Source organism: Mesorhizobium sp. W067 (assembly GCF_054719525.1).
Map to the genome: position 1 here is coordinate 955789 of NZ_JBTTII010000001.1, position 23794 is coordinate 979582.

The 23794-nt window shown below is 61.8% G+C and carries 23 protein-coding genes; 12 read left to right on the forward strand and 11 right to left on the reverse strand.

The annotated features are described in order from the left end of the window. Positions 1-212 precede the first annotated feature (212 nt). Entirely contained in the window at positions 213-1382 is a 1170-nt protein-coding gene (locus tag ACYG97_RS04730; protein WP_023734276.1) for a cystathionine beta-lyase, read from the reverse strand. A 458-nt stretch (positions 1383-1840) separates the two neighbouring features. Between ACYG97_RS04730 and ACYG97_RS04735 the strand changes: the two genes are divergently transcribed. The 5 genes from ACYG97_RS04735 to ACYG97_RS04755 all read left to right on the forward strand — a co-directional run bounded on the left by ACYG97_RS04735 (position 1841) and on the right by ACYG97_RS04755 (position 6940). Then, complete coding sequence (locus ACYG97_RS04735; RefSeq protein WP_023671480.1) at positions 1841-2869, forward strand: amino acid ABC transporter substrate-binding protein; 1029 nt, start codon at positions 1841-1843, stop codon at positions 2867-2869. 62 nt (positions 2870-2931) lie between these two features. Then, a complete protein-coding gene (locus ACYG97_RS04740; protein ID WP_023671481.1) occupies positions 2932-4119 on the forward strand; it encodes an amino acid ABC transporter permease in 1188 nt (395 codons plus the stop codon). Positions 4120-4123: 4 nt separating this feature from the next. Next, positions 4124-5281 (forward strand): amino acid ABC transporter permease, encoded by a 1158-nt coding sequence (locus ACYG97_RS04745; RefSeq protein ID WP_023705694.1) that lies wholly within the window; start codon positions 4124-4126, stop codon positions 5279-5281. Positions 5282-5365: 84 nt separating this feature from the next. After that, positions 5366-6169, forward strand: coding sequence for an amino acid ABC transporter ATP-binding protein (locus tag ACYG97_RS04750; RefSeq protein WP_023734275.1), 804 nt, complete (start codon positions 5366-5368; stop codon positions 6167-6169). 105 nt (positions 6170-6274) lie between these two features. After that, on the forward strand, positions 6275-6940 hold the full coding sequence (locus ACYG97_RS04755; protein WP_023727880.1) for a TIGR02117 family protein: 666 nt from the start codon (positions 6275-6277) through the stop codon (positions 6938-6940). A 221-nt stretch (positions 6941-7161) separates the two neighbouring features. Here the strand turns inward: ACYG97_RS04755 and ACYG97_RS04760 are convergent, their stop codons facing one another. After that, positions 7162-8400 (reverse strand): FAD-dependent monooxygenase, encoded by a 1239-nt coding sequence (locus ACYG97_RS04760; protein WP_023734274.1) that lies wholly within the window; start codon positions 8398-8400, stop codon positions 7162-7164. Positions 8401-8419: 19 nt separating this feature from the next. Beyond that, on the reverse strand, positions 8420-8665 hold the full coding sequence (locus tag ACYG97_RS04765) for a zinc-finger domain-containing protein (RefSeq protein WP_023705697.1): 246 nt from the start codon (positions 8663-8665) through the stop codon (positions 8420-8422). A 233-nt stretch (positions 8666-8898) separates the two neighbouring features. On the opposite strand from ACYG97_RS04765, the gene ACYG97_RS04770 reads away from it, so the two are divergent. Further along, complete coding sequence (locus ACYG97_RS04770; protein WP_023734273.1) at positions 8899-11091, forward strand: RNA degradosome polyphosphate kinase; 2193 nt, start codon at positions 8899-8901, stop codon at positions 11089-11091. After that, complete coding sequence (gene ppx / locus ACYG97_RS04775) at positions 11091-12623, forward strand: exopolyphosphatase (protein WP_023697723.1); 1533 nt, start codon at positions 11091-11093, stop codon at positions 12621-12623. Before ACYG97_RS04770 ends, ppx begins: the two co-directional genes overlap by 1 nt. A gap of 256 nt (positions 12624-12879) precedes the next feature. Here ppx and ACYG97_RS04780 read toward each other — a convergent pair whose 3' ends face one another. The 6 genes from ACYG97_RS04780 to ACYG97_RS04805 form a co-directional block, all read right to left on the reverse strand. Continuing rightward, positions 12880-13287 (reverse strand): DoxX family protein, encoded by a 408-nt coding sequence (locus ACYG97_RS04780; RefSeq protein WP_023734272.1) that lies wholly within the window; start codon positions 13285-13287, stop codon positions 12880-12882. Between the two features lie 139 nt (positions 13288-13426). Further along, positions 13427-13849: a DoxX family protein gene (locus tag ACYG97_RS04785; protein ID WP_023697721.1), complete on the reverse strand. Its 423-nt coding sequence runs from the start codon at positions 13847-13849 to the stop codon at positions 13427-13429. 254 nt (positions 13850-14103) lie between these two features. Further along, positions 14104-15501 carry a class II fumarate hydratase gene (fumC, locus tag ACYG97_RS04790; RefSeq protein ID WP_023697720.1) on the reverse strand — a complete coding sequence of 466 codons (1398 nt, stop codon included), beginning with the start codon at positions 15499-15501 and terminating at the stop codon, positions 14104-14106. A gap of 585 nt (positions 15502-16086) precedes the next feature. Next, complete coding sequence (locus ACYG97_RS04795; RefSeq protein ID WP_245260853.1) at positions 16087-17172, reverse strand: glycosyltransferase family 10 domain-containing protein; 1086 nt, start codon at positions 17170-17172, stop codon at positions 16087-16089. Positions 17173-17176: 4 nt separating this feature from the next. Then, positions 17177-17938: an SDR family NAD(P)-dependent oxidoreductase gene (locus ACYG97_RS04800; RefSeq protein ID WP_023715188.1), complete on the reverse strand. Its 762-nt coding sequence runs from the start codon at positions 17936-17938 to the stop codon at positions 17177-17179. A gap of 130 nt (positions 17939-18068) precedes the next feature. After that, positions 18069-18830 carry an NIPSNAP family protein gene (locus tag ACYG97_RS04805; protein WP_023715189.1) on the reverse strand — a complete coding sequence of 254 codons (762 nt, stop codon included), beginning with the start codon at positions 18828-18830 and terminating at the stop codon, positions 18069-18071. 85 nt (positions 18831-18915) lie between these two features. Here ACYG97_RS04805 and ACYG97_RS04810 point away from each other — a divergent pair, with 85 nt between their 5' ends. Further along, positions 18916-19602 (forward strand): TetR/AcrR family transcriptional regulator, encoded by a 687-nt coding sequence (locus ACYG97_RS04810; protein WP_023715190.1) that lies wholly within the window; start codon positions 18916-18918, stop codon positions 19600-19602. 18 nt (positions 19603-19620) lie between these two features. Here ACYG97_RS04810 and ACYG97_RS04815 read toward each other — a convergent pair whose 3' ends face one another. Then, positions 19621-20214 carry a hypothetical protein gene (locus tag ACYG97_RS04815; protein WP_023715191.1) on the reverse strand — a complete coding sequence of 198 codons (594 nt, stop codon included), beginning with the start codon at positions 20212-20214 and terminating at the stop codon, positions 19621-19623. 129 nt (positions 20215-20343) lie between these two features. Between ACYG97_RS04815 and ACYG97_RS04820 the strand changes: the two genes are divergently transcribed. Continuing rightward, a complete protein-coding gene (locus tag ACYG97_RS04820; RefSeq protein ID WP_023734271.1) occupies positions 20344-21468 on the forward strand; it encodes a metallophosphoesterase in 1125 nt (374 codons plus the stop codon). A 50-nt stretch (positions 21469-21518) separates the two neighbouring features. Here the strand turns inward: ACYG97_RS04820 and ACYG97_RS04825 are convergent, their stop codons facing one another. Then, positions 21519-21698 (reverse strand): CsbD family protein, encoded by a 180-nt coding sequence (locus ACYG97_RS04825; RefSeq protein WP_023694693.1) that lies wholly within the window; start codon positions 21696-21698, stop codon positions 21519-21521. Positions 21699-21869: 171 nt separating this feature from the next. On the opposite strand from ACYG97_RS04825, the gene ACYG97_RS04830 reads away from it, so the two are divergent. The 3 genes from ACYG97_RS04830 (at position 21870) to ACYG97_RS04840 (ending at position 23557) form a co-directional block, all read left to right on the forward strand. Continuing rightward, on the forward strand, positions 21870-22523 hold the full coding sequence (locus ACYG97_RS04830) for a glutathione S-transferase family protein (RefSeq protein ID WP_023684314.1): 654 nt from the start codon (positions 21870-21872) through the stop codon (positions 22521-22523). 30 nt (positions 22524-22553) lie between these two features. Further along, positions 22554-22883, forward strand: a complete 330-nt coding sequence (locus ACYG97_RS04835; protein WP_023723612.1) for a YciI family protein — start codon at positions 22554-22556, stop codon at positions 22881-22883. Between the two features lie 464 nt (positions 22884-23347). After that, positions 23348-23557 (forward strand): cold-shock protein, encoded by a 210-nt coding sequence (locus tag ACYG97_RS04840; protein WP_023671502.1) that lies wholly within the window; start codon positions 23348-23350, stop codon positions 23555-23557. Positions 23558-23794: the final 237 nt, after the last annotated feature.

Consider the following 23794-nt stretch of genomic DNA (forward strand, 5'->3'; position numbering starts at 1 on the left):
CGGCTGGAATTGTGCGCGCAGCGCCTGCAATGGCGTTGGCCCGACGATTTTGAAAGTCAAACCGATCCGAAAAAGCGCGCGTTGGGGAAATAACATTGCGCTTGGTTGACCGACGAGCGGCTTTGCGAGGTCAATCGCCTGCGAAAGTCGCTCGCCAATCCTTTCAACGGGTTAAGCCGGCTAGCGGAATCAGCTTGGCAAGTTTGCTGGTGTCATGCCGCAGCGGCCGCTTCCAGCCCGCGCAGGATATCGGCCTTGAGGTCCTCGACATCCTCAAGCCCGATCTGCAGCCGGATCAGCGGGCCGTCATAGGGGCCCTTGGCGACGGTACGGTCGCCGAGGAAGACCGGCACGGCAAGGCTCTCATAGCCGCCCCAGGAATAGCCGAGACCGAAGATTTTCAACGCATCGAGGAAGGCATGCTGCTGTCTCTGGCCGCCGCCTTTGAGCACGATGGAAAAGATGCCGCTCGAGCCGGAAAAATCACGCTTCCACACCGCGTGGTCGGGGTGGCTGGGGAGCGCCGGGTGCAGCACGCGGGCCACGCCGGGCTGGCCTTCAAGCCAGACGGCAATGGCAAGCGCGCTCTTTTGATGGTGATCCAGCCGAACGCCCATCGTGCGCAGGCCGCGCAGGACTTGGTAGACGTCGTCGGGGCCCGCGCAGCAGCCCATCGTGTAGAACGTCTCGCAAAGCTGCTTCCAGCAGTTGGCATTGGCAGACACTGTGCCCAGCAGCACGTCCGAATGCCCGGCCGGATATTTCGTCGCCGCATGGATCGAGATATCGACGCCGTGGTCGAGCGGACGGAAATAGAGCGGCGTTGCCCAGGTGTTGTCCATCATGACGATGGCGCCCGTTTCATGCGCCGCCTTGGCGATCGCCGGCACATCCTGCACCTCGAAGGTGTTGGAGGCCGGTGATTCCGTAAACACGACTTTGGTGTTCGGCTTGATCAAGCTGGCGATGCCGGCGCCGACATGCGGATCGTAATACTCGACCTCGACACCCAGCCGCTTCAGCATCGTGTCGGCGAAATTGCGGGTCGGATGGTAGACGGAATCGACAATCAGGATGTGATCGCCTGCCGAGAGAAACGCCAGAAACGGGACGGTCACCGCCGCCAGGCCCGACGGCACGATTATGGTGCCGGCGGAGCCTTCCAGCGCGTCGATCGCATGCGCCAACGCATCGGTGGTCGGCGTGCCGCGTGTGCCATAGGTGTATTTCTGGCTGCGCGCCGCCATCGCCGACGCATTGGGATAGAGCACGGTCGAGGCATGCACGATCGGCGGATTGACGAAGCCGAAATAGTCGTGCGGGTTGTTGCCCGAATGGGCAAGCCGCGTGTTGATACCCATTTCGTTGCCGTCAGTCGCCATTGCTCTTCGCCTCGTGGTGAAAGCGCTAGCCATAGAGCGGCGGCATTGGCCGTGCAACAGCGGGCGCCCGCCAGGCGGTGCCCTTTGCATAGGCCAATTCCCCCATGAATAGTCTGGAATGCGTGGCGATCCAGAGCCGCGGATTTCATGAGTGGATGTGGATTAGCGTCGACGGACTTTGCCGGTTTTATTTGCGGGGCTTGCTGCCTTCCTGATGCTGTTGTCTGCAATTCAGGCATTTGCGGCAATTGGTTTTCAAAGCTGTCGTGAAACGGTCATTTCCCTTGACCTCACAGAGATAATCGCCTTCGATGCAGTTCGTGAATGGGAGGGGCCGGGCGTCGGTTACGACGCGAGGTTCCGGAATGAGCCGGATGGGAGCCGGGTTCACGCGGGAAAAGATCAGGATTTGCCTGAGGATCAGGGTTTACCTGAAAACAGAAAAGGGTCTGTGGGTTATGAAACATATTGCAATTGGCATTCTCGGTGCCGCTGCGCTTGGATGGATGGCTTCGGCCGCGTCGGCGACAACGCTCGATACCGTCAAGGCGAAGGGCTTCATCCAGTGCGGTGTCTCGACGGGCCTGGCCGGCTTCTCGGCGCCTGACGACAAAGGCGATTGGAAAGGCATCGACGCGGATTTCTGCCGCGCTGTCGCTGGTGCAGTCTTCGGCGATGCCTCCAAGGTCAAGTTCACGCCGCTCAGCGCCAAGGAGCGCTTCACCGCGTTGCAGTCGGGCGAGATCGATCTCCTGTCGCGCAACACCACATGGACCATCAATCGCGATACCGCGCTTGGCCTGAACTTCATCGGCGTCACCTATTATGACGGCCAGGGTTTCATGATCAACGCCAAGAAACTGCCTGGCGTCAATTCGGCGCTGCAGCTTTCAGGTGCGGCAGTCTGCGTGCAGAGCGGCACCACCACCGAGCTCAACCTCGCCGATTACTTCAAGGCGAACAAGATGGAGTACAACCCGGTCGTCTTCGAAAAGCTGGAAGAGGTCAACGCTGCCTATGACGCCGGCCGCTGCGACGTCTACACCACCGACCAATCCGGCCTCTATGGCATCCGCCTGACGCTGAGTGCGCCGGCCGACCATGTCGTGCTGCCCGAGATCATCTCCAAAGAGCCGCTCGGCCCCGCCGTACGCCAGGGGGACGACCAGTGGTACCACATCGTCAAGTGGACCTACTTCGCCCTGTTGCAGGCAGAGGAACTGGGCATCACCCAGGCCAATGTCGAAGAGATGAAGACCTCGGATAATCCGGAGATCAAGCGCGTGCTCGGTCAGGAAGCCGAAACCAAGATCGGAACCGACCTTGGCGTGAGCAATGACTGGGTCGTCAACATCGTCAAGGCAGTCGGCAATTACGGTGAGATGTTCGAGCGCAATGTCGGCACCGGCAGCCCGCTGAAGATCGCGCGCGGCATCAATGCGCTGTGGACCAAGGGCGGCCTGCAATACGCACCGCCGATCCGCTGATCGAAATGTGATCCGGAAGGCAGATCATCTGCCTTCCGGTTTCTCTTTCCAGGGGATGAGCAATGGCGTCGCAGGAAGTTCTTCGCGAGGAGCCGAGCCGCGGTTCCTTCATCAACGATCCGAAAGTCCGCGGGTTTTTCTTTCAGGCGGTGGTTGTCATCTTGCTGGTGGCGGGCGTCTGGTGGATCGTCCACAACGTCATCGTCAACCTGCAGCGCTTGCATATTACTTCCGGTTTTGGCTTCCTGAACAACCGAGCAGGCTTTGACATTCCAGTCAGGCCCATCGCTTATGATTCCGACTCGACCTATGGCCAGGCCATTGTCGTCGGGCTTATCAACACCATTATCGTCGCCGTTGCCGGCATTATCACCGCGACCATCATTGGCTTCATTGTCGGCGTCGGCCGGTTATCGCGCAACTGGCTGGTTCGCAAGATTTGCACGGTCTATGTCGAGGTGTTCCGCAACATCCCGCCGCTGCTGGTGATCTTCTTCTGGTATTCAGGCGTGCTCGCGGTACTGCCGGCGCCTCGCGACAGTTTCAATTTGCCGTTCGGCTCTTTCCTCAACCAACGCGGTTTCTATTTTCCGCGCGCTATCTGGGGCGACGGCTCCTGGCTGATGTTTGTCGCCTTGCTTGTCGGCATCGCCATGGCTTTTTTTGTCGCGCGCACGGCACGCCAGCGGCAAATGGCAACGGGCCAGCAGTTTCCCGTATTCTGGACTTCGGCGGCGCTGATCGTCGGCCTTCCGCTCCTGGCCTATGCGCTGAGCGGCTTTCCCTTGAGCTTCGACTTTCCAAAACAATCGACCTTCAACCTGACCGGAGGCTTTCAGATCGGGCCGGAGTTCCTGTCTCTCTATTTGGCGCTGTCCTGTTACACGGCCTCCTTCATCGCCGAGATCGTGCGCGCCGGCATTCTCGGCGTCAGCAAGGGTCAGACCGAAGCGGCTGGCGCCCTGGGGCTGCGGCCGGGATCTATCCTGCGGCTTGTCGTCGTTCCCCAAGCCATGCGGATCGTCATCCCGCCGCTGACCAGCCAGTATCTCAACCTGACCAAGAACTCGTCGCTGGCCATTGCCATCGGTTACCCCGACCTGACGGCGATCGCCGGCACAGTGCTGAACCAGACCGGTCAAGCGGTCGAGGGTGTGCTGATCATGATGGTCGTCTATCTCATCATCAGCCTGGTGACGTCGGCGGTGATGAATGTGGTCAACGCCAGGATGGCGCTGGTGGAGAGGTAAGGCCATGCAGGAACATGATACCTCCTGGGTGCGGACCGAAATGGCACTCGCTCAACAAGCCCCGGCCGGCGTGCGAGGGCCTTTGGCCTGGGTTCGCAAGAACCTGATCGGTTCGGTGGGCGACGTCATCCTGACTGTAGTGGCTATTGCGCTGGTGGTGATGATCGTGCCGCCCATCGTCAACTGGGCCTTCATCAACGCCCAGTGGACGGGGCCGGACCGGACTGTATGCGCCACGGTGGCGCAAGGCGGCATCCAGCCGGACGGTTGGTCAGGCGCCTGCTGGGCCTTCGTCAACGCGAAGTTCGGCCAGTTGATGCTTGGCCGCTATCCCCTGGAAGAGCGCTGGCGGCCGATCCTGGTCGCCGTCCTGTTCGTGGCGCTGCTGGTGCCGTTGCTGATGCCACGCGTGCCGCGCAAGGGGTTGAACGCCATTCTTCTATTCCTGGCATTGCCGATCATCGCGTTCGTGCTCCTGGTCGGCGGCATCTTCGGCCTGCCGCATGTGGAGACCCAGCTATGGGGCGGGCTGCTGGTGACGCTGAGCCTGTCCTTTGTCGGCATTGCCGTGTCGCTGCCGATGGGCATCGTGCTGGCGCTTGGCCGGCGCTCCAAGATGCCGATCGTCAAGACACTGTGCGTGGTCTTCATCGAGTTCGTTCGCGGCATCCCGCTGATCACCGTTTTGTTCTTTGCCAGCGTCATGCTGCCGTTGTTTCTGCCCGCCGGGGTTTCGTTCGACAAATATCTCAGGGCGCTGATCGGCGTCTCGCTGTTTGCCGCCGCCTATATGGCCGAAGTGGTGCGCGGCGGCCTGCAGGCGATCCCCAAGGGCCAGTATGAGGGTGCGGATTCGCTTGGCCTGGGCTACTGGCAGAAGATGGTGCTGATCGTGCTGCCGCAGGCACTGAAGCTGGTCATCCCCGGCATCGTCAATACCTTCATCGGTATGTTCAAGGACACAAGCCTCGTCATCATCATCTCGATGTTTGACCTGCTTGGCGTCGTCAAGCAGAACTTCTCGGACGCCAATTGGGCGACGCCACAGACCGCGAGATCCGGTCTCATCTTTGCAGCCTTCGTCTTCTGGCTGTTCTGCTTCGGCATGTCGCGGTATTCGATGTACACGGAACGCCGGCTCGACACCGGCCACAAACGTTGATGCATGTCGCCCAAAAGTGTTTAGCGGTTTTGGGACAACGACATGCATCATAGCTAAAAGACAGAACAAAAAGGGGAACCTGCCATGGTCATAGAAAACGCCGTCAGCGCCGAAGAGATCAAGGTCGATGCCAAGAAGATGCACATTTCGACCACCGATGTCGCAATCGACATCATCGGCATGCACAAATGGTATGGCGAGTTCCATGTGCTGAAGGACATCAACCTCAAGGTGATGCGCGGCGAGCGCATCGTCATCTGCGGTCCTTCGGGCTCGGGCAAGTCGACCATGATCCGCTGCATCAACCGGCTGGAAGAGCACCAGAAGGGCAAGATCATCGTCGACGGCAAGGAACTCACCAACGATCTCAAGAAGATCGACGAGGTGCGCCGCGAGGTCGGCATGGTGTTCCAGCACTTCAACCTGTTTCCGCATCTGACCATCCTGGAGAACTGCACATTGGCACCGATCTGGGTGCGCAAGACGCCGAAGAAGCAGGCCGAGGAAATGGCCATGCACTTCCTCAAGCGCGTCAAGATCCCCGAACAGGCCAACAAATATCCGGGCCAGCTGTCGGGCGGCCAGCAGCAGCGCGTGGCGATAGCGCGTTCGCTGTGCATGAACCCGCGCATCATGCTGTTCGATGAGCCGACCTCGGCGCTCGATCCCGAAATGATCAAGGAAGTGCTGGAGACGATGGTGGGCCTGGCCGAGGAAGGCATGACCATGCTGTGCGTCACTCACGAAATGGGCTTTGCCCGCAAAGTCGCCAACCGGGTGATCTTCATGGATCAGGGCCAGATCGTCGAACAGAACACGCCGGCCGAGTTCTTCGACCATCCGCGCCACGAGCGCACGAAGCTGTTTCTGTCGCAGATCCTGCACTGAGCATTTTCATGCGAACCAAAAGAGCCCGGCCGTAATGCGGCCGGGCTCTTTTGCTATCTGGGGTCGGGGTTGATCTTCTCCATTGAAACACAAAGCCGCCGCCGCATGAGAAAAGCCCTGCGTTTCGTGGCCATGCTGATTATCGTGGTCGCGCTCGCTGCCACGCTCGGCACGCTGGTGCCGCGTCCGCTGTGGCCGGCGTCAGCGGCGGGTGAGGGCACGCGCCATATTCTGGTGCTGGAGAATCCGATCCACACCGACATCGCCATTCCCGTCGATGACGAAGTGCGCCGGCGCTTCCATTTCCTGGTCGCTGCCGGCATCCCTGTCGACGCCCCGGAAGTGCGCTACATCGTCTTTGGCTGGGGCGGCCGGGCCTTCTATCTGGAGACGCCGAGCTGGTCGCAGCTGAAAGCAGTGCCCGTCCTCAAGGCGCTGACACTGGACGCCTCGGTCATGCATGTCGATATCGCCGGGGCCATCGCCGAGCCGCACCCTGCTGTCACCGGTTTCGACATCGATGAGGAACGTTTTGCAGCGCTGCTCGACTATATCGACGCGAGTTTCCAGCAAGGGCCGCATGGTCCGGTCGTCATCGAGAACGCCGCCTATTCCAGCTTCGACCGCTTCTTCGAGGCGAACGGCCATTTCAACGCGCTTGTCGGCTGTAACACCTGGACAGCCGCCGGCCTGCGCACCGCCGGCCTGCGCACCGGCTGGTGGAACCCGCTGCCGGCCTCGCTGGGCTTGTCGATGCGGTTTTATAACTAGCAGTCCTTCATCGCACCGCGACAGTGTTGGATCTTTTGAAGTCAGCGGGACAGCACCCCCCTCTGGCCTGCCGGCCATCGCCCCCGCAAGGGGGGAGAGCAGCCGTTTGCCCGCGGCGCTCCTGCTGCAACGCCGGCGATTTTGGCGAAGGCGACGGCGACATCCAATCTCCCCCCTTGCGGGGGAGATGTCCGGCAGGACAGAGGGGGTGGGAAGGATCGCTAAGTCGACGATCTAGACTGCCGAGCGTCCGCTCGCCATCCATAGAGCCAGTCGAGGTCGGCGGCGAGCTTGTCGGGCGAGCGCATGGCCAGGAACAGATTGCGGGCGATCGCCACCGGGCCGGCAGCATGCCAGGCGAGGCGGTTTACGGCCCCACGACGCGCGGCCTTGGCGACACGCGGTCGCCGAAGATTTTCCCAGATTTGAAAACTTCTGGGCAGATCGCCAGGGAAATCGGCGATAGCATCGGCAAGCGTGATGGCATCCTCGATCGCCATTGCCGCGCCCTGCGCGGCAAACGGCGTCATCGCGTGCGCGGCGTCGCCGATCAGCGCGATGCCCTGCGGGCTCGTCCACCGCTTCTGTTCGACGGTGTGGATCGGAAAGGCCGTCCATGGGCCGGCCAGTGCCACAAGCTTCGTCAGGCCCGGCGCGGTGCCGCGCAGGGCAGCCGTGAGGATCGCGGGATCGGCATGGCCCGACCAACCTTTGGCTATGCGCTCACCCTTGGTGAAGGCGGCGAGATTGAAGGCCCGGCCTTTGCTGACGGGGTAGGCGACCATGTGGAAGCCAGGATGCAGGAACGTGGTGACGCAGTCGGCGGCGCCGATCGCGACAAAGGCTTCTCCGGCCGCACCGTCGGCCGCGATCGTGACTCGCCAGGCGAGTTCGCCCGAAAAACGGCTTTTGACGAAGTCCTCGCCTGCGAGTTGCGCCCTGACTGCCGACCAGACGCCGTCGGCGCCGACCAGCAGTTTGCCGCGTGCCTCGATCTCGCGGCCGTCCACTTCGGCGGTCACGGCGACATATTGCGCGTCTTTGACGATGCCGGTCACGCGGGCGCCGGTGATGAGCTCAATCTCCGGCCGTTCGGCCATTTGCGCCAGCAGCGCTGCCTGCAGATCGGCGCGGTGAGCGACGAGATAAGGCGCCTGCCAGCGCGCTTCGGCGGCTTGCCCAAGCGGTACCCGCGCCAGTTCGCGCAGCGTCCCGGCGTCCTTGAGCACGACCGCTTCCGGCCGCAACGCTGCGGGCAGCAGTCGGTCGAGCACGCCGAGTTTTCCAAGAATGCGTGTTGCGTTGGGCGAAAGCTGGATGCCGGCGCCGGCCGCTTCTAGGTGCTGTGCCTGTTCGATCAGCTTTACCGGATAACCCCGTCCGGCGAAGGCAAGGGCAGCGGTCAGCCCGGCGATGCCGGCCCCGGCGATTATGACCTGCCGGGACCTGATGTCTTCCATCGGGCTTGTCGCGGAAGGATCAGGCGGCCTGGTCGATATAAAGGCAACCGGCCGGCAGCGTTTCCGTCGCCCTCAGCTTCGCCGAATAGCGGTAGAGCGTCGAGCAATAGGGGCAGACCTTTTCATTGTCGTCGCCCATGTCGAGGAACACGTGTGGATGGTCGAAGGGCGGGTTGGCGCCGGTGCACATGAATTCCTTGACGCCGATGTCGATTGCCGGATGGCCCGCATCGTTCTGGAAGTGGGGAATGGAACCGCCTGCCATCGTCGTCTCCTTGATCTCGTCGAAAAGCATCTGGAACATAACAGGCCTGTTTGCAAGATCGATGAAATGAAACTGTCGCAAAAGCCTGTCAGAGGATACGGTGAGCCGGTTAAGTGCATGTCCCTGAAATCGGAATGGTTTTCGCCGAAGGGCCATGCGTCACAAAAGCGTGTTAGAGGCATGGCACGTCCAGCGGCGCTCCAAGGGACGGTTGGCGGGGAAGAGCAGGAACCATGAACGAACTGAAGCCGGTGCAGAGCGAATTCATCAATGTCGAGGTGGCGAGCCCCGAGGGCGGCAACCCCGATCGGTTCGTCAACCGTGAGTTCTCCTGGCTGCAGTTCAACCGGCGTGTGCTCGAGGAATCACAGAACGAGCACCATCCGCTGCTCGAACGCGTCCGTTTCCTGTCGATTTCGGCCGCCAATCTCGATGAATTCTTCATGGTCCGCGTCGCCGGCCTTGCGGGCCAGGTGCGCGAACGCATTGCGCTCAAGAGCCCCGACGGCCGCACGCCGGAGCAGCAGCTGGAACAATTGCTGCGCGAGGTCGAGCGGCTGCAGGAGGACCAGCAGAACAGCCTTTCGGCGCTGATGTTGCTGCTCAACAAGGAAGGCATTGAGAGCATCACCCGCGATGCACTGACCAAGGATGAAAAAGTCTGGCTGGAAGACCATTTCCAGGACCAGGTTTTCCCGGTGCTGACTCCACTGTCGATCGACCCGGCGCATCCGTTTCCGTTCATTCCCAATCTCGGCTTCTCGATGGCGCTGCAATTGCGCCATCGCAAGAATGGCGAGGAGATGAGCGCGCTTCTGCGCCTGCCGGTGGCGCTGAAGCGCTTCATCCGTCTGCCCGACCGCAAGCAGCACGTTCGCTTCATTCCACTGGAGGAGGCTGTCGGCCTCTATATCGGCAAGCTGTTCCCCGGCTATGAGGTCAAGGGTTCCGGCACCTTCCGCATCATCCGGGACAGCGATATCGAGGTCGAGGAAGAGTCGGAAGATCTCGTGCGCCTGTTCGAGACGGCGCTGAAGCGGCGCCGCCGCGGTTCGGTCATCCGCATCGAATTCGACAAGTCGATGCCCGGTGAATTGCGCGAGTTCGTCGCCGGCGAGCTTGGCGTCTCTTCGAGCCGCATCAGCGTTCTGACCGGCCCGCTGGCGCTCAGCCAGATTTCCGAGATCGTCGCCGTGCCGCGCGACGACCTAAAGTTCACCCCCTACAATCCGCGCTTTCCCGAGCGCATCCGCGAGCATGGCGGCGATTGTTTCGCGGCCATCCGCGAGAAGGACATCGTCGTCCACCACCCCTATGAATCCTTTGACGTGGTGGTCCAATTCCTGCGCCAGGCGATGGCCGACCCGGAGGTGGTGGCGATCAAGCAGACGCTCTACCGCACCTCCAACGACAGCCCGATCGTGCGCGCCTTGGTCGACGCGGCCGAGGCCGGCAAGTCGGTAACCGCCCTGGTCGAGCTCAAGGCGCGCTTCGACGAGGAAGCCAACATCCGCTGGGCGCGCGACCTCGAACGCGCCGGCGTCCAGGTCGTGTTCGGCTTCCTTGAACTCAAAACCCATGCGAAAATGTCGCTGGTGGTGCGGCGCGAGGACGGCAAGCTGCGTAACTATGTGCATCTCGGCACCGGCAACTACCATCCGGTGACCGCGCGCATCTACACCGACCTGTCCTTCTTCACCACCGATCCGACGATCGCGCGCGATGTCGCCCAGCTGTTCAACTTCATCACCGGCTATGCCGAGCCGACGGATGAGATGCGGATCGCCATCTCGCCGTTTACGCTGCGCAGCCGTATCCTCAAGCACATTGCCGACGAGGTCGCCTACGCGCTGGCTGGCCGTCCGGCGCGCATCTGGATGAAGATGAACGCGCTCGTCGATCCCAACATCATCGACGCGCTCTATGACGCCAGCCGTGCCGGCGTCGAGATCGATCTCGTCGTGCGCGGCATCTGCTGCCTGCGGCCACAGGTGCCCGGCCTGTCGGAAAACATCAGGGTCAAGTCGATCGTCGGCCGCTTCCTCGAACACAGCCGCATCTACTGCTTCGGCAACGGCCATGGCCTGCCGTCGGACGAGGCGATCGTCTACATCGCCTCGGCCGACTTGATGCCACGTAATCTCGACCGCCGCGTCGAGACCATGGTGCCGATCACCAACCCGACGGTGCATGAACAGATCCTTGGCCAGATCATGCTGGGCAACATCATGGACAACCAGCAAAGTTTCGACGTATTGGCTGACGGAACCTCCCGGCGCGTCGTGCTGGAGGAGGGTGAGGAACCGTTCAACGCGCAGGAATATTTCATGACCAATCCGAGCCTGTCGGGACGGGGTGACGCGCTGAAGTCGCATGCGCCCAAGCGCATCGCGCAGTTCAAGCGTCGCAAGAAGAACACCGGCTGATGATTTCAACGTCCCAAGGCCGGCTGCAGGATCGCCGGCCGCTGTCCATCATCGACATCGGCTCGAACTCGATCCGCCTTGTCGTCTATGAAGGGTTGGCGCGCTCGCCGACCTTGCTGTTCAACGAAAAGATGCTGGCCGGCCTCGGCCGCGGCATCGTTTCGACCGGCAAGCTCGATCCCGAGGCGGTGACGCGCTCGATGGAGGAGTTCCGCCGTTTCCGCGCGCTCTCCGACCAGGCGGGTGCGGAGCACATGTTTGTGCTGGCAACGGCCGCGGCCCGCGAAGCGATCAACGGACCCGATTTCATCCACCGCGCCCAGGATGTGCTCAAGACCGAGATCCGCGTGCTCACTGGCCGGCAGGAGGCGCATTATTCGGCGCTTGGCGTCATTTCGGGCTTCCACCCCGCCAATGGCATTGCCGGTGATCTTGGCGGCGGCAGCCTGGAGCTTATCGACATCAATGGCGAGGCGATCGGCGACGGTATCACGCTGCCGCTGGGTGGCCTGCGGCTGCAGGACATGGCCAGGAATTCGCTCGCCCAGGCGGCAAAGATCACCCGCGACGAACTGGCGCGCGCCAAATTGTTGAAGGGCGGGCTGGGACGGCCCTTTTACGCCGTTGGCGGCACCTGGCGAAACCTTGCCCGGCTGCACATGGAAATGACCAACTACCCGCTTGGCGTCATGCACCACTATGAGATCGGTGTCGAAAGCGCCGCCAATTTCCTGAAGCAGGTGGCGAAAGGCGAGATCGAGAAGGTCAAGGGCATCGAAGGTGTGTCGAAGAACCGCCGTTCGCTGCTGCCCTATGGCGCGGTCGTGCTGCAGGAGATCATGGCGGCGATGCAGCCGTCGAAGATCATCGTCTCGGCATTGGGCGTGCGCGAAGGGTTTCTCTATTCGCTGCTCGACCCTGCCGAGCAGAAGGCCGATCCGCTGGTCTCCGCTTCGGAGGAACTGGCGCGGCTGCGGTCGCGCTCGGTCACCCATGCGCATGAGCTTGTCGAATGGACGGACAAGACCTTTGCCGCCTTCGGCATCGACGAGACGGAGGATGAGGCGCGCTATCGCCACGCTGCCTGTCTGCTGGCCGATATAGGCTGGCGCGCGCACCCGGAATATCGCGGCAAGCAGTCGCTCAACATCATTGCCCACGCCTCCTTCATTGGCGTCGATCACCCCGGCCGTGCCTTCCTGGCGCTGGTCGGCCTGTTCCGCCACGAAGGCGTGTTCAACGATGCGGCGCCGGAAATCCGCGGCCTGGCGACGCCGCGCTATCTCGAGCGCGCCCGCATCCTGGCGGCGGTGCTGCGCGTCGTCTATCTGCTGACTGCGGCCATGCCCGGCGTCATGCCGCGGCTGAAATGGGAAAACCGCGGCAATGGCACGTTGGCGCTGGTGCTGCCGGCCTCACTTTCCGATCTTTACGGCGAACGCCCGGCCGGACGGCTGGCGCAACTGGCGCGGATCACCAACCGCCGGCTGGTGCTGGCGGTCGAGGGTGGGCAGAGCGTGTCGGTGAAGTAGGCGCGGCCTGACAGCAAAACCATGTCGTCGTCGGCCTCGCGTTCGAGGACCGGCTTCCTCTATCCGTCGCTGCTTCGCACCGCCACCTTCCCCCTCCGGAGGGAAAGGAAGGGAGCCTCGTTGGAAAGCGTTGGCGGCAATAGGCTCGCGCACTTCCTCTACCCCGTCGATCGGGGGAGAGGTGGCTCGACGAAGCCGAGACGGAGTGGGGGTCGACCTGGCACGGATGGTTCAACCGGGACGATATTTGACGATATCAGACCGCGGCGCGGCGCCCGTCGATCGACCAGGCCCCGGCGCCGGCCATGGCTAGCGCCAGGAATCCACCGGCGATGGCAATATCCTTCATCAGCATCTGCTGGTGCAGGAAGGTGAGCATCGGGTCATCGCCGCCCTGGCCGTAGTGGCCGATGGAGCCTGCAACGATGCAGAAAGCGGCAAGAAGTATCGCAACGACCGGCGTCTGAAAGCCGACCAGTATCAAGAGACCGGCAATCAACTCGAACAGCCCGGTGCCCCAGGCGGCAAGCGTCGGCAATGGCATGCCGAGGCCGGCGAAATAGCCGGTCGTCCCGGCAATGTCGGCGAGCGCGTGGTAGCCGGAGGGAACGAGCAGGACGGCGAGCAGCAGCCGGGAAATCAGAAGCAATGCATCGCGGGGCATGGTCATCTCCGATGTCTGTCCGCCGGCTGTTTCGAGACCGATCCTAGCAGGGATGGGTCGAGCGTGCGCTTGGGCAGACAACGAAAAAGCGGCGTGGAAAATTCCACGCCGCTTTTTTTCAGGCTTGGGAAGGGAAAGCTCAGCCGCGCTTGGCGTCGATCGAGTAGGTGCCAGGGCCTGAGGAAGCCAGCAGCAGGAAGCCGCCGGTGATGGCGACGTTCTTCAGGAAATGGATCATCTGGTTCTGGTCGGCCCAGCCGGTATGGGCGACAAAGGCCGAGGCGATGGTGAAGACCGCGAGCACCCAGGCGGCGATGCGGGTCTGAAAGCCAACGAGCACGGCAAGGCCGCCGAGCAATTCGATCAGGCCGACGACAATGGCCGTTACGGTCGGCACCGGCAGGCCCATGGCGCCGAAATAGCCGGCGGTGCCGGAAATGGCGGTGAGCTTGCCGAAGCCGGAAAGCAGGAAGATGGCGGCGAGCAGGATGCGGCCGAGCAGGATGGTGGTGGAGCTGTTGGACGCGATGCCGGCGCCGGCAGCGGAAGTGTTGATGGACATGGTGGCTCTCCGAAAAGGGTTGATGTCCCGTCAGATAGACCAAGCCGACTGTTCACCAAAGCCGCCAGTCCGGCGACACATTGTTCACAGGACGTACATTTCGGGATCGTTCGACCGACGCAAAATTCTTGTCGCGGCCAGCAGCGGCGGGAGCAAATTGTCCCGCCACAAATTCGGATTTCTAGTTGACGCAATCCCCAAGAAGAGGGCTGCGCGCTTCCCGAGGAAACGCAAGGCACTTTCCCTGGAATCGCTTAACCCGGATGCGTCATGTCCTCCGGCCGCACCAGCCGGTCGTAGTCTGCCTCGCTGACCAGCCCAGTGGCCAGTGCTTCCTCGCGCAAGGTGGTGCCCTTCTTGTGCGCGGTCTTGGCGATTTTGGCGGCATTGTCGTACCCGATCGTCGGCGCCAGCGCGGTCACCAGCATCAGCGAGCGGTCGAGCGCGGCTTTGATGTTGTCTTCGCGAGCCTCGATGCCGACGACGCAATTGTCGGTGAAGGAGATCGAGGCGTCGGCCAACAACTGCACCGACTGCAGGAAGTTGTAGGCCATCAGCGGGTTGTAGACGTTGAGCTCGAAATGGCCCTGGCTGCCGGCGAAGGTCAGCGAGGCGTTGTTGCCGAACACCTGCACGCAGACCTGCGTCAGAGCCTCGCATTGGGTCGGGTTGACCTTGCCCGGCATGATCGAGGAACCCGGCTCGTTTTCCGGCAGCGACAGTTCGCCGAGGCCCGAGCGCGGGCCGGAGCCGAGGAAGCGGATGTCGTTGGCGATCTTGAAGAGGGCGGCGGCCGCCGCGTTGATGGCGCCATGCGAGAACACCATGGAATCATGCGCGGCGAGCGCCTCGAACTTGTTCGGCGCGGTGACGAAGGCGATGCCGGTGATTTCGGCGATGCGCGCCGCCACCGTTTCGGCAAAGCCCACCGGCGCGTTGAGGCCGGTGCCGACGGCGGTGCCGCCCTGCGCCAGTTCCTGCAGGCCGGGCAGCGTCATCTCGATGCGCTTGATCGAAGAGGCCACCTGCGCGGCGTAGCCGGAAAATTCCTGGCCCAGCGTGAGGGGTGTCGCGTCCTGCGTATGGGTGCGGCCGATCTTGATGATGTGGGCGAAGGCCTTCGTCTTGACCTCGAGCGCCGCGTGCAGATGCTTCAGCGCCGGCAGCAGATCGTGCACGATGCGCTCGGCGCACGCGATGTGCATGGCTGTCGGGTAGGTGTCGTTCGACGACTGGCTCATATTGACGTGGTCGTTAGGGTGCACCGGCTTCTTCGAGCCCATGACGCCGCCCAGAAGTTCGATCGCCCGGTTGGAGATCACCTCGTTGGCGTTCATGTTGGACTGCGTGCCCGAGCCGGTCTGCCAGACGACCAGCGGGAAATGATCGTTCAGCTTGCCGTCGATCACCTCTTGCGCCGCCTCGATGATCGCCTTGCCGACTGCCGGATCGAGCCGCTTCAACTCCATATTGGCTTCCGCCGCCGCTCGCTTGACGATGCCGAGCGCACGCACGATCGAGGCCGGCTGCTTTTCCCAGCCTATCCTGAAATTGCCGAGGGAACGCTGCGCCTGCGCGCCCCAGTAACGGTCGGCGGCAACCTCGATGGGGCCGAACGTGTCGGTTTCGGTTCTGGTCCTGGCAGCGGTCACTTGTCTCTCCGACGATCGAATTCGGCAACGGCGTATCGCGTTGCACAATGGCCTTCAAGCAGAGATTGCGGCCGGCAGGCAGTAAATCGGTTGAAGCGGTAGCGCCGCCCTTCGGGATCCTGCACCCTCCACTTTCGTGTGAAGGAAATTGCTCCTCAGTGCGGCTTGATCCCATAAAGTGCACGGAAACTTGCGGATTTAGCTCGATAGATCATGTCGAGCTGGCGGATTGCTCTACGCAAACTTCCCCCAGGATCAGCAATGCGCAATTCATGTCTACTTACTCTACCTACGAGCGACGCTGCCACACAAACTACCATCCGTGCCGGCGTCTCACTGGCAACAGCAGCGATGAGGTAGCTTATGCACTTGTCCTTCTGTTCAGTTTCCGACCAAAATCCGGCATCGCATCCGGATCGAGCTTCGGATCGCGAAGCCGAGAATTTCAAGTCCACCCTGGGAGCGCCTCCACATAGCCTCGGAGTTTTCCAAGATGCATGGCGGCAAGGTCAAAGCCGTCTCGACGTCGCAAGAGACGCTCTTTGTCCTCCGTATTTTGCTGAAAGCGCGCCTGATCGCGGACCGTCAGCTCGGAACCTTTTTCCTCCAACGGCGCAGCTTTGTCCTGAGATAGGATCTATAGCCGAACGGAAGTGTTCGCCGTCCGGAAGGCTTGCTTGTCCGCGCCTCCAGACGCTGGCGCACGACGCTCATCAGTCTGCAGAACGCGGGTGTTTCCAATGATTGCACCCGTTTGACGAGATTGTCGGGCAATGGCTTTGAGCGCCAGTCGAAATAAGCCTCGTAGTCTTGCGGCGTTGCGATCAGGTGCTGGAGATAGGCTGCAAGATCGCTGGCGCTGGCGAAGGCACTGGCGTCAATAAAGGAGTGCTCCGGAACGAACTCGTCCACATTGGGAGCGCCAAGGTAGATCGGCACCGTGCCGGCCATGAACGCGTCATAGATTTTCTCGGTGACATAGTCGGCCTCGATCGAGTTCTCCATGGCCAGGCAGAATTTGTGCCGCGCAATGGTTTCGATCTTGGTCTTCGAGCCCAGATCGGGGCCAGAGACCGATCGGTTGTTGCGATATCGGCCATAGGAATCGATCTTGATGTGGCGCGCCAGTTCGTTCGCCAAATCGACACGGCCGCTATAATTCAGGCCGGCCGACTGGAAGAGTGCGACCGGCGCTTCTTCCGTTTTCGGCACGATTGGTCTGGCCAGCGCATCTTTCCACCACACCGCACGCGGAAGGTAGGGTACCCAGACATCGGACCGGGATTCATGCGTCATGATGATATCGAAGTGCCGCATGATTTTGGGGTCGGCAAGTCGCTTGTAGTTTTGGCCGCATTCCATCGACCAGGCGACCCAATATTGACCAGGGTATTTGTAGGCATCGCCCACTTCGCGAAAGTTCGGAATATGGAAGACGACTGCCGCGGCCTCGGAAATCCGTCGTTTGTCCAGTGTCCACCGCCCGGGCATTTCGCACTGTATCGACGCGATATCGACGGGTTTGCTGAAGAACGTTGTGTAGAAGAGGATCAGTGGATCGATAGACGGCATGGCACCACGAATGTCTGAAGCATTGCTCAATCTGCAGACAGACGCGGTATCGGAAGTTTGGTCAAGTGCTCCGCTTGTTCGAGGCCGAGGGCCGTCCAAACGGTCACCCCGCCGTATACCCGCCATCGATCGCGAAAATGCCGCCGCTGGTCCACGCCGCCTCGTCGCTGGCCAGATAGACGGCGATGCCGGCAAGATCGCTGGTTTGGCCGATGCGGCCGAGCGGGTAGCTGCGCTCGACATAGGTTTTCAGCTCGGCCTGCGCTGCCGCCGGCAGGTTGTCGATCGACTTGCGCCGCATGGCGGTGTCGACCGTGCCGGGCGCAATCGCATTGACCCTGATGCCGCGCGGACCAAGCTCGAAGGCCAGCGACTTGGTCAGCGAATTCAGCGCGCCCTTGGACAAGGAATACAGGCTCGACGGCCGCTTCGGGATCATCTTGTCGGCGAAGTAGGACGAGATGTTGATGACGGAGGCGTTGGCGCCGAGATGCGGCAGCAGCCGCTGGGTAAGGAAGAACGCCGCCGTCACATTGAGCGCGAAGGATTGCTGGAATTGGTGCTCGGTGACGGACTCGAACGGCACCAGATAAGCGACCCCAGCATTGTTGACGAGGATGTCGAGTGGGCCGGTTGCTTTCGCGCGATCGACCACGGCATCGATGCCGGAAGAGGTCGAGAGATCGGCCGACTGGGTGCCGACGTTGCCCGCCGCCGCAAGTGTCTCGTGGGCGGTCTCGAGCTTGCTGGTGTCGCGGCCGACGATCAGCACGTCGGCGCCCTCGCGCAAGAAAGCTTCCGATATCGCCAGGCCGATGCCGTCCGAGCCGCCGGTCACCAGTGCTCGTTTGCCAGAAAGTCTCATTGAAGGCCAAGTCGCATCGAATGCTCTTGCTGTATTGCCCGCGTCACGAAGGCAATGCCGATCGGCGAGGGCGGTCAAGCCGCCGGCCTATCGCTCAGTATGAACTTCGGTTGGCCGCGTGCCGATCCGGTTACCGCAGCAGCGACTGCGACGTCGGCGTCAGGCGCAAGGTTTCGGTCCGCCAGGTCACATCGGCCGCTTGCCATTGGGGCGAAGCGGCAACTGCGGCTTCGTAACTGGCATGCGCCTCGGGACTGTCGAAACCCGTCACCGCGATAAAGACGTTTTCGCTCAAGCGCACCGGCAGGCGGGGAAAGCTGTTTTCGGCGTGCTCGGTGATGAAGGCGCCAAGCAACCGTCCGCCGGCGCCGATAAGGACCGGAACGGCATCCGTTTCGAAATTGCCGGCGAAATCGGCTTCGGCGCCAGACCGCAGATGATGAATCTGGATGACAACAACACCGGTCAAGCCATTGTCTGCGCTTGGCTTTCCATCCGCCGGCATGGCGCCTCGCTGCGCGCCTGACAGATCGAAGCCGGCGCCTGGCCATGCCGGCTTCAAGAGCAGTACATCGTCGGAATCGATCATCGTCGCATTGGCGGCGTCGCGGTGCGCCGTCCACACCGGCCCGTCATAGAAGGCGGTGAGCGCCTGCTTCCGCGCTTCCATGCCATCGAAGCCGCGCAGCCAGACGAATATGTCGGGGCGGTCGAGGTCGCGGAACTGTCCGATGATGGTCATGCCGGCGTGTTCCTGGCCTTCGATGAACCGACTGTCGAAGATGTCGATCAGCGTCTCGCGCCGGCCCGGCTTCAGCGTGTACTGCCGCAACTCGACGACAGGCGAAGCGAGCAGTTTTGCCGCCGCAGGCGCATTCAGGGGTACGGTCATTGTGTCGTCTCCAAAAAACAGGATGATCATCCGGTTTATAAAACGGACCGGTTGTCCTGTTTTGTCAATCTGCTATCGTTGGCAAATGTCAGCAGAGATTGCTCGGGCTCCGAAAGGGCCGCCGCGAAAACGCACCAACGATCCCGAAGGGCTGCGCAACAAGGTGCTCGATATCGCCGAAGCGTCGTTCCAGGCGCGTGGCTATCATGCATCCGCTCTTGGCGAGTTGATGACGACCGCAGGCGTCAGCGGCGGCGCGCTGCATCATCATTTCCCGACCAAGAAGGCGCTCGCTCTGGCGGTGATCGAGGAGCGCGTGGCAGCGGCCCTCGATGAAACCTGGATCAACCCTGTACGGGCGGCAGGCTCGGCGCGCGAAGGCGTGCGCGCGGTGTTCGAGGCGGTGGCGACCGAGCTTGAGCAGCAAGGCTTCGTGCGCGGCTGTCCGCTCAACAATCTGGCGCATGAACTGTCGCTCGCTGACCCGCATTTCCGCGCCGCTTTGGCCGGCATCTTTGCCGGATGGCGTCAGGCGGTTGCCGACAAGGTGCGAGCCGACCAGCAGTCGGGGAGGGAGCAGGGCACCGACCCCGAGCGCTTTGCGGCACTCGCCATCGCCGCCTATTCCGGCGCCATGTCGATGGCCAAGGCGGCACAGGATGCCAGCGTGCTGCGCGATTGTCTGGCCGAACTTCAGGGCAGCTCAACGCCGCCATTCCCGAGCAGAGCGAAGCGGCGTCGCAGGATCCTGCTGCGGCCGGGAAAAGCTTGAGGCCGGAACTGCGCTGTTCTAGTCGGAAAGCGGCTTGATCGTCTCGTAACCGTTCACCGATTCCGCGCTGGTCCCTTCGTCGTAGCGCCGGGCGAGGGACGCTTGCAGATCGGGCGCATAAAGCGCGGTAAATGTGTCCAGCGTTTCGCCGGCGCCGTTCTTGAAGGTCTCCGTGACCGCCAGCACGTTGTATTTGCAGCCGCCGACACTGAACGTCTCCTTGCCCTTGACGACCAGGCTCAGCGTCTTGGTGCTCTTCGGCTGCTTGTTCGGCGACAGCTCGACGAATTCGATCGTGCTCTTGGCTCCAGTCTTCAGCGGAAACAGTTTTCGCAGATCGGAAAACGGGATCGTCGCCACCCGTCCGGTATCGCTGTCGCGAAACACTTCGACCAGGCCGGCAAACAGGAACTGTGTCTGCGGCGATTGCGATTCGTAGGTGTTGGCGACGGACACCATGCCGCCGGCCACCGACCGAAACTCGCTGCGGACGCCAGGCATTTCCAGAACGAAGCCGGCCTTGGCCGTTTTTGCGTCGACACAATCGGCGGCATGCACCGCAGCCGCCGGCAGCAACCCAGCCAGCACCACGCCTATCGAAACGGCTCTCATGAAATCCCCCTGTGCTTGTATTTGCCGCGCGCCAGCATGACCCAAGAAATGCCAGAGCCAGTGTACCGTGTCGACCTGCCATTCCTGGCAACTGGACGGTGGGGCGCCGGCTGTGCTGAATTTCAGGTCATGAATCGCGAGCTCGTCCTCTCCCGTCGCAATTTACTCGCACAGGCAGCCGGCCTTGCCATGGCTGGTATGCTGCCGCGCGCCGCGCTTGGCCAGACCGGCAAGCGCATCCAGCCCATCGACGCCACCTTTCTGTTCATCGCCGATGTCCATGCCTGCCGCATGTCGAGCGGCCTCAGCCCCAACTGCCTGGAGGAAGGCAAGAGCGATGCCGCGCTGTTGCGCAATGTCGCTGTTCTCAATGGCTTGGCCGGCCGGCAATGGCCAGTCGAGATCGATGGCGTTGCAACCCGCCTGCGTTCGGCCGGCAGCCGCATCGATGCGCCGCTCGGCCTCGTTGTCGGCGGCGACATCACCGACGATGGCGGCGGCCAGATCACCGAGCCCAGCGAAGGCACGCAACTGTTGCAGTTCAGCCAGCGCTATCAACAGGGCGTCGGCCCCGACCGCGTGCACATGCCGGTCTATGTCGGCCTCGGCAACCACGATCTCGACCAGAACGGCTCGCCGCCCCATATCGACTGGTATCGGCGTGAACTGCGCGACTATGTCGAGGTCAACCACCGCCCCGGCGTGTTCTTCAAGCCGCCGGTGCCGGCCACCGAATACGATGTCGACACCGACTGCTATTCCTGGGACTGGGGCGGCCTGCATCTCGTCCAGACCCACCGCTTTGCCGGCGACACCGGCCATGGCGCGGTGAGCAGCCTGCCGTGGCTGAAGCAGGATCTGGCGACCTACGCGGCGGATGGCCGTCCCGTCATCCTGTTCCAGCACTATGGCTGGGACACTTTCTCGGTCGAGCGCTGGGACCCGGCCAAGCGCACCTATGACGATGACGGCGCAGGCGCGCCGCACTGGTGGAGCGAGGCCGACCGCCAGGCGATGCTGGCGGCGCTGAAGGGCTACAATGTCATCGCCATCTTCCATGGCCATCAGCACGAAGTGCCTATGATCTACAAAAGCGATGGCCTCGACCTGTTCAAGCCGAAGGCTGCCTATATGGGTGGCTTCGCGCTGGTGAGGGTAACCGGGGACGGCATGGACGTGGTGCTGGGCGAGGCGGCGGGCGACCGGGGCGGGGTCAAGTTCACCAGCGCCTTCAGCAAGAGCCTCAGCCTCTGACAAGAAAAAGGCGGCCTTGAGCCGCCTTCCTCATTGCCTGCAAGATCGAATCAGAGCGCCTTTTTGATCTTGTCCTTCACGTCGCCATAGACCTTCTGCACCTTGCCGGCGGTCTTGTCGGCCGTGCCTTCGGCCTGGGTCTGCCTGTTGCCGGTCGCCTTGCCGCCGACCTCCTTGACCGAGCCCTTGACCTGCTTGGCCACGCCGGCAACCTGATCCTTGTTCACCATCTTTGCATCTCCTGGGATTCCGGGGATTCATTCGCAGGAGGCAAACGGGCCGGCTTGGCTTAGGTTCCCTGGGCGGCGATCATCGTCGCATCTGGTCGCTTATATGGTCGCCGAAACGCTTTGCCGCGTCGTATCGTGTGACTAGTGTGACGAAATTTTGGGGAGACCGCCTTGGCTGAATTTACGCTCATCATCGCCAACAAGTGCTTTTCGTCCTGGTCGCTGAGGCCATGGGTGGCGATGAAGCATCTGGAGATCCCGTTCGAGGAAGGTTTCGTGCGCCTGCGCACGCCCGAGACTTTTGCCGCTCTGGCGAAAGTCTCGCCCACCGGCCTTGTGCCAGTGTTGAATCACAATGGCAGGATTGTCTGGGAAACCCTTGCCATCCTTGAATATCTGGCCGACCTGTTTCCGGAGAAAAAACTTTGGCCGCAGGATATCGGCGCCCGCGCCTTGGCTCGCTCGGTGGCGACCGAGATGCATTCCGGCTTTCGCGAGGTGCGCTATGGCTGGCCGATGAATTTGCGCCGGCCGAAGGGCCACAAGCCGCTCGACGCCGAAGGCGAAATGCAGCGCGCGCGCATCGAAACGATCTGGCGCCAGTGCCGGGAACAATACGGCAAAGGCGGCCCCTTCCTGTTCGGTCATTTCACCGCGGCCGATGCCATGTATGCACCTGTCGTCACCCGCTTCGACACCTATGGCGGCAAGCTCGCGCCCGACACGCGCGCCTACGTCGACGCCGTGTTGGCAACGCCGGCGATGCGGCACTGGTATGCGGAAGCAGCGAAGGAGACTTGGCCGGAACCCGGCCCGGACGAATAGGACCACTAATGACATCACGGTGAGTGACCGATGGCCAGCAATGATGGACCGCGTGAGACTACCGCGCCAACAATCTTCCACTGCCGGCTGATCCCGCCTCGGCCGGACTTCGCCTTCACCCTGACGGAGGAGGAGAGGGAGTTGATGGGCCGGCATGCCGACTATCTGCGCGGCAAGCTTGCCGAGGGCACCATGATCCTCGCCGGGCCGGTCGCCGACCCGGCCGGCCCTTGGGGTCTGCTGATCCTGCGTGTCGGCAGCGAAGCCGAGGCAAGAGCGGTCACCGACGGCGATCCGGTGTCGAGCTCCGGCCGCGGTTTCCGCTACGAGATCCTGCCGCTGATCAGCGCGATCCTGTAGGCGAGCGTAAGTTTAAGGAAAAGTGTGAAACGGTTTTCCCTTGGGAATTGTGTCAGACAACGGCACATACAAGAACGCCTCTCGCACCGTTCAATGTGCGGGAGGCGTCCTTTTGCCAGCATTACTGAGATTGCTCTCTGAATTGCTGACACCATGGAAACGCGCCGGCTTGCGATTGGTTCCGGGGCGTGGAATATTTTTGGGAACGCGTTGCGCTCCGCCACCTCGTCAGTTGAGGCTTATGCCTCAGGCATCCTCAGGTTGAATTTGGGCTGTGGCCAAACCAGAAATTGACTCGGCGCTAAGAGAAGTCTATAAGAAATATGTCGATATTTGTTTGACCGACTTTTGTTATCCGCGCATGATGCGCGCCTTTGACGAACTTCCCCATCAAAAATCGAGACAAAACGCTGTTGTGCAGTCGCACGATGGTGAACGAATATTTGCCAGGGAAAGGGTTCTTCATGGCCACCGGCACAGTGAAATGGTTCAACGCCACCAAAGGTTTTGGTTTTATTCAGCCTGACGACGGCTCCGCCGACGTTTTCGTCCACATCTCGGCCGTAGAGCGCGCCGGCATGCGTGACATCGTCGAGGGTCAGAAGCTCGGCTACGAGATGACCCGCGACAACAAGTCGGGCAAGATGTCCGCCGACCAGTTGAAGGCGGCCTGATAAGGAATTCGGCCTTCCGGTGACCACGGATGTACTGGCACCGATGAAAGGCTGAAAGGAGCGCCTTGCGCATCCAACTGGATGCGCGGCGCTTTCATGGAAGGTCAGGCGGTGCCTGGCCTTTTTCATTTTGTGCGTCGTGCCGCTAAAAGTGCGCCGCACGCCGGCCGGAACGTGCTAAGGGACGCTCCAGCAATCTGAACCGCCCATACTGCCCCGCTGCCGTATTGCTTTGGT

What these genes read in the sequence shown, in the direction of transcription:
- ACYG97_RS04735 (WP_023671480.1), top strand. Translation starts at nt 1,841, where the DNA reads ATGAAACATATTGCAATTGGCATTCTCGGTGCCGCTGCGCTTGGATGG.
- ACYG97_RS04755 (WP_023727880.1), top strand. Translation starts at nt 6,275, where the DNA reads ATGAGAAAAGCCCTGCGTTTCGTGGCCATGCTGATTATCGTGGTCGCG.
- ACYG97_RS04745 (WP_023705694.1), top strand. Translation starts at nt 4,124, where the DNA reads ATGCAGGAACATGATACCTCCTGGGTGCGGACCGAAATGGCACTCGCT.
- ACYG97_RS04760 (WP_023734274.1), bottom strand. Translation starts at nt 8,400, where the DNA reads ATGGAAGACATCAGGTCCCGGCAGGTCATAATCGCCGGGGCCGGCATC.
- ACYG97_RS04805 (WP_023715189.1), bottom strand. Translation starts at nt 18,830, where the DNA reads ATGACCGTACCCCTGAATGCGCCTGCGGCGGCAAAACTGCTCGCTTCG.
- ACYG97_RS04780 (WP_023734272.1), bottom strand. Translation starts at nt 13,287, where the DNA reads ATGCCCCGCGATGCATTGCTTCTGATTTCCCGGCTGCTGCTCGCCGTC.
- ppx (WP_023697723.1), top strand. Translation starts at nt 11,091, where the DNA reads ATGATTTCAACGTCCCAAGGCCGGCTGCAGGATCGCCGGCCGCTGTCC.
- ACYG97_RS04800 (WP_023715188.1), bottom strand. Translation starts at nt 17,938, where the DNA reads ATGAGACTTTCTGGCAAACGAGCACTGGTGACCGGCGGCTCGGACGGC.
- ACYG97_RS04840 (WP_023671502.1), top strand. Translation starts at nt 23,348, where the DNA reads ATGGCCACCGGCACAGTGAAATGGTTCAACGCCACCAAAGGTTTTGGT.
- ACYG97_RS04810 (WP_023715190.1), top strand. Translation starts at nt 18,916, where the DNA reads ATGTCAGCAGAGATTGCTCGGGCTCCGAAAGGGCCGCCGCGAAAACGC.
- ACYG97_RS04820 (WP_023734271.1), top strand. Translation starts at nt 20,344, where the DNA reads ATGAATCGCGAGCTCGTCCTCTCCCGTCGCAATTTACTCGCACAGGCA.
- ACYG97_RS04770 (WP_023734273.1), top strand. Translation starts at nt 8,899, where the DNA reads ATGAACGAACTGAAGCCGGTGCAGAGCGAATTCATCAATGTCGAGGTG.
- ACYG97_RS04765 (WP_023705697.1), bottom strand. Translation starts at nt 8,665, where the DNA reads ATGGCAGGCGGTTCCATTCCCCACTTCCAGAACGATGCGGGCCATCCG.
- ACYG97_RS04730 (WP_023734276.1), bottom strand. Translation starts at nt 1,382, where the DNA reads ATGGCGACTGACGGCAACGAAATGGGTATCAACACGCGGCTTGCCCAT.
- ACYG97_RS04750 (WP_023734275.1), top strand. Translation starts at nt 5,366, where the DNA reads ATGGTCATAGAAAACGCCGTCAGCGCCGAAGAGATCAAGGTCGATGCC.
- ACYG97_RS04785 (WP_023697721.1), bottom strand. Translation starts at nt 13,849, where the DNA reads ATGTCCATCAACACTTCCGCTGCCGGCGCCGGCATCGCGTCCAACAGC.
- ACYG97_RS04740 (WP_023671481.1), top strand. Translation starts at nt 2,932, where the DNA reads ATGGCGTCGCAGGAAGTTCTTCGCGAGGAGCCGAGCCGCGGTTCCTTC.
- ACYG97_RS04815 (WP_023715191.1), bottom strand. Translation starts at nt 20,214, where the DNA reads ATGAGAGCCGTTTCGATAGGCGTGGTGCTGGCTGGGTTGCTGCCGGCG.
- ACYG97_RS04835 (WP_023723612.1), top strand. Translation starts at nt 22,554, where the DNA reads ATGGCCAGCAATGATGGACCGCGTGAGACTACCGCGCCAACAATCTTC.
- ACYG97_RS04825 (WP_023694693.1), bottom strand. Translation starts at nt 21,698, where the DNA reads ATGGTGAACAAGGATCAGGTTGCCGGCGTGGCCAAGCAGGTCAAGGGC.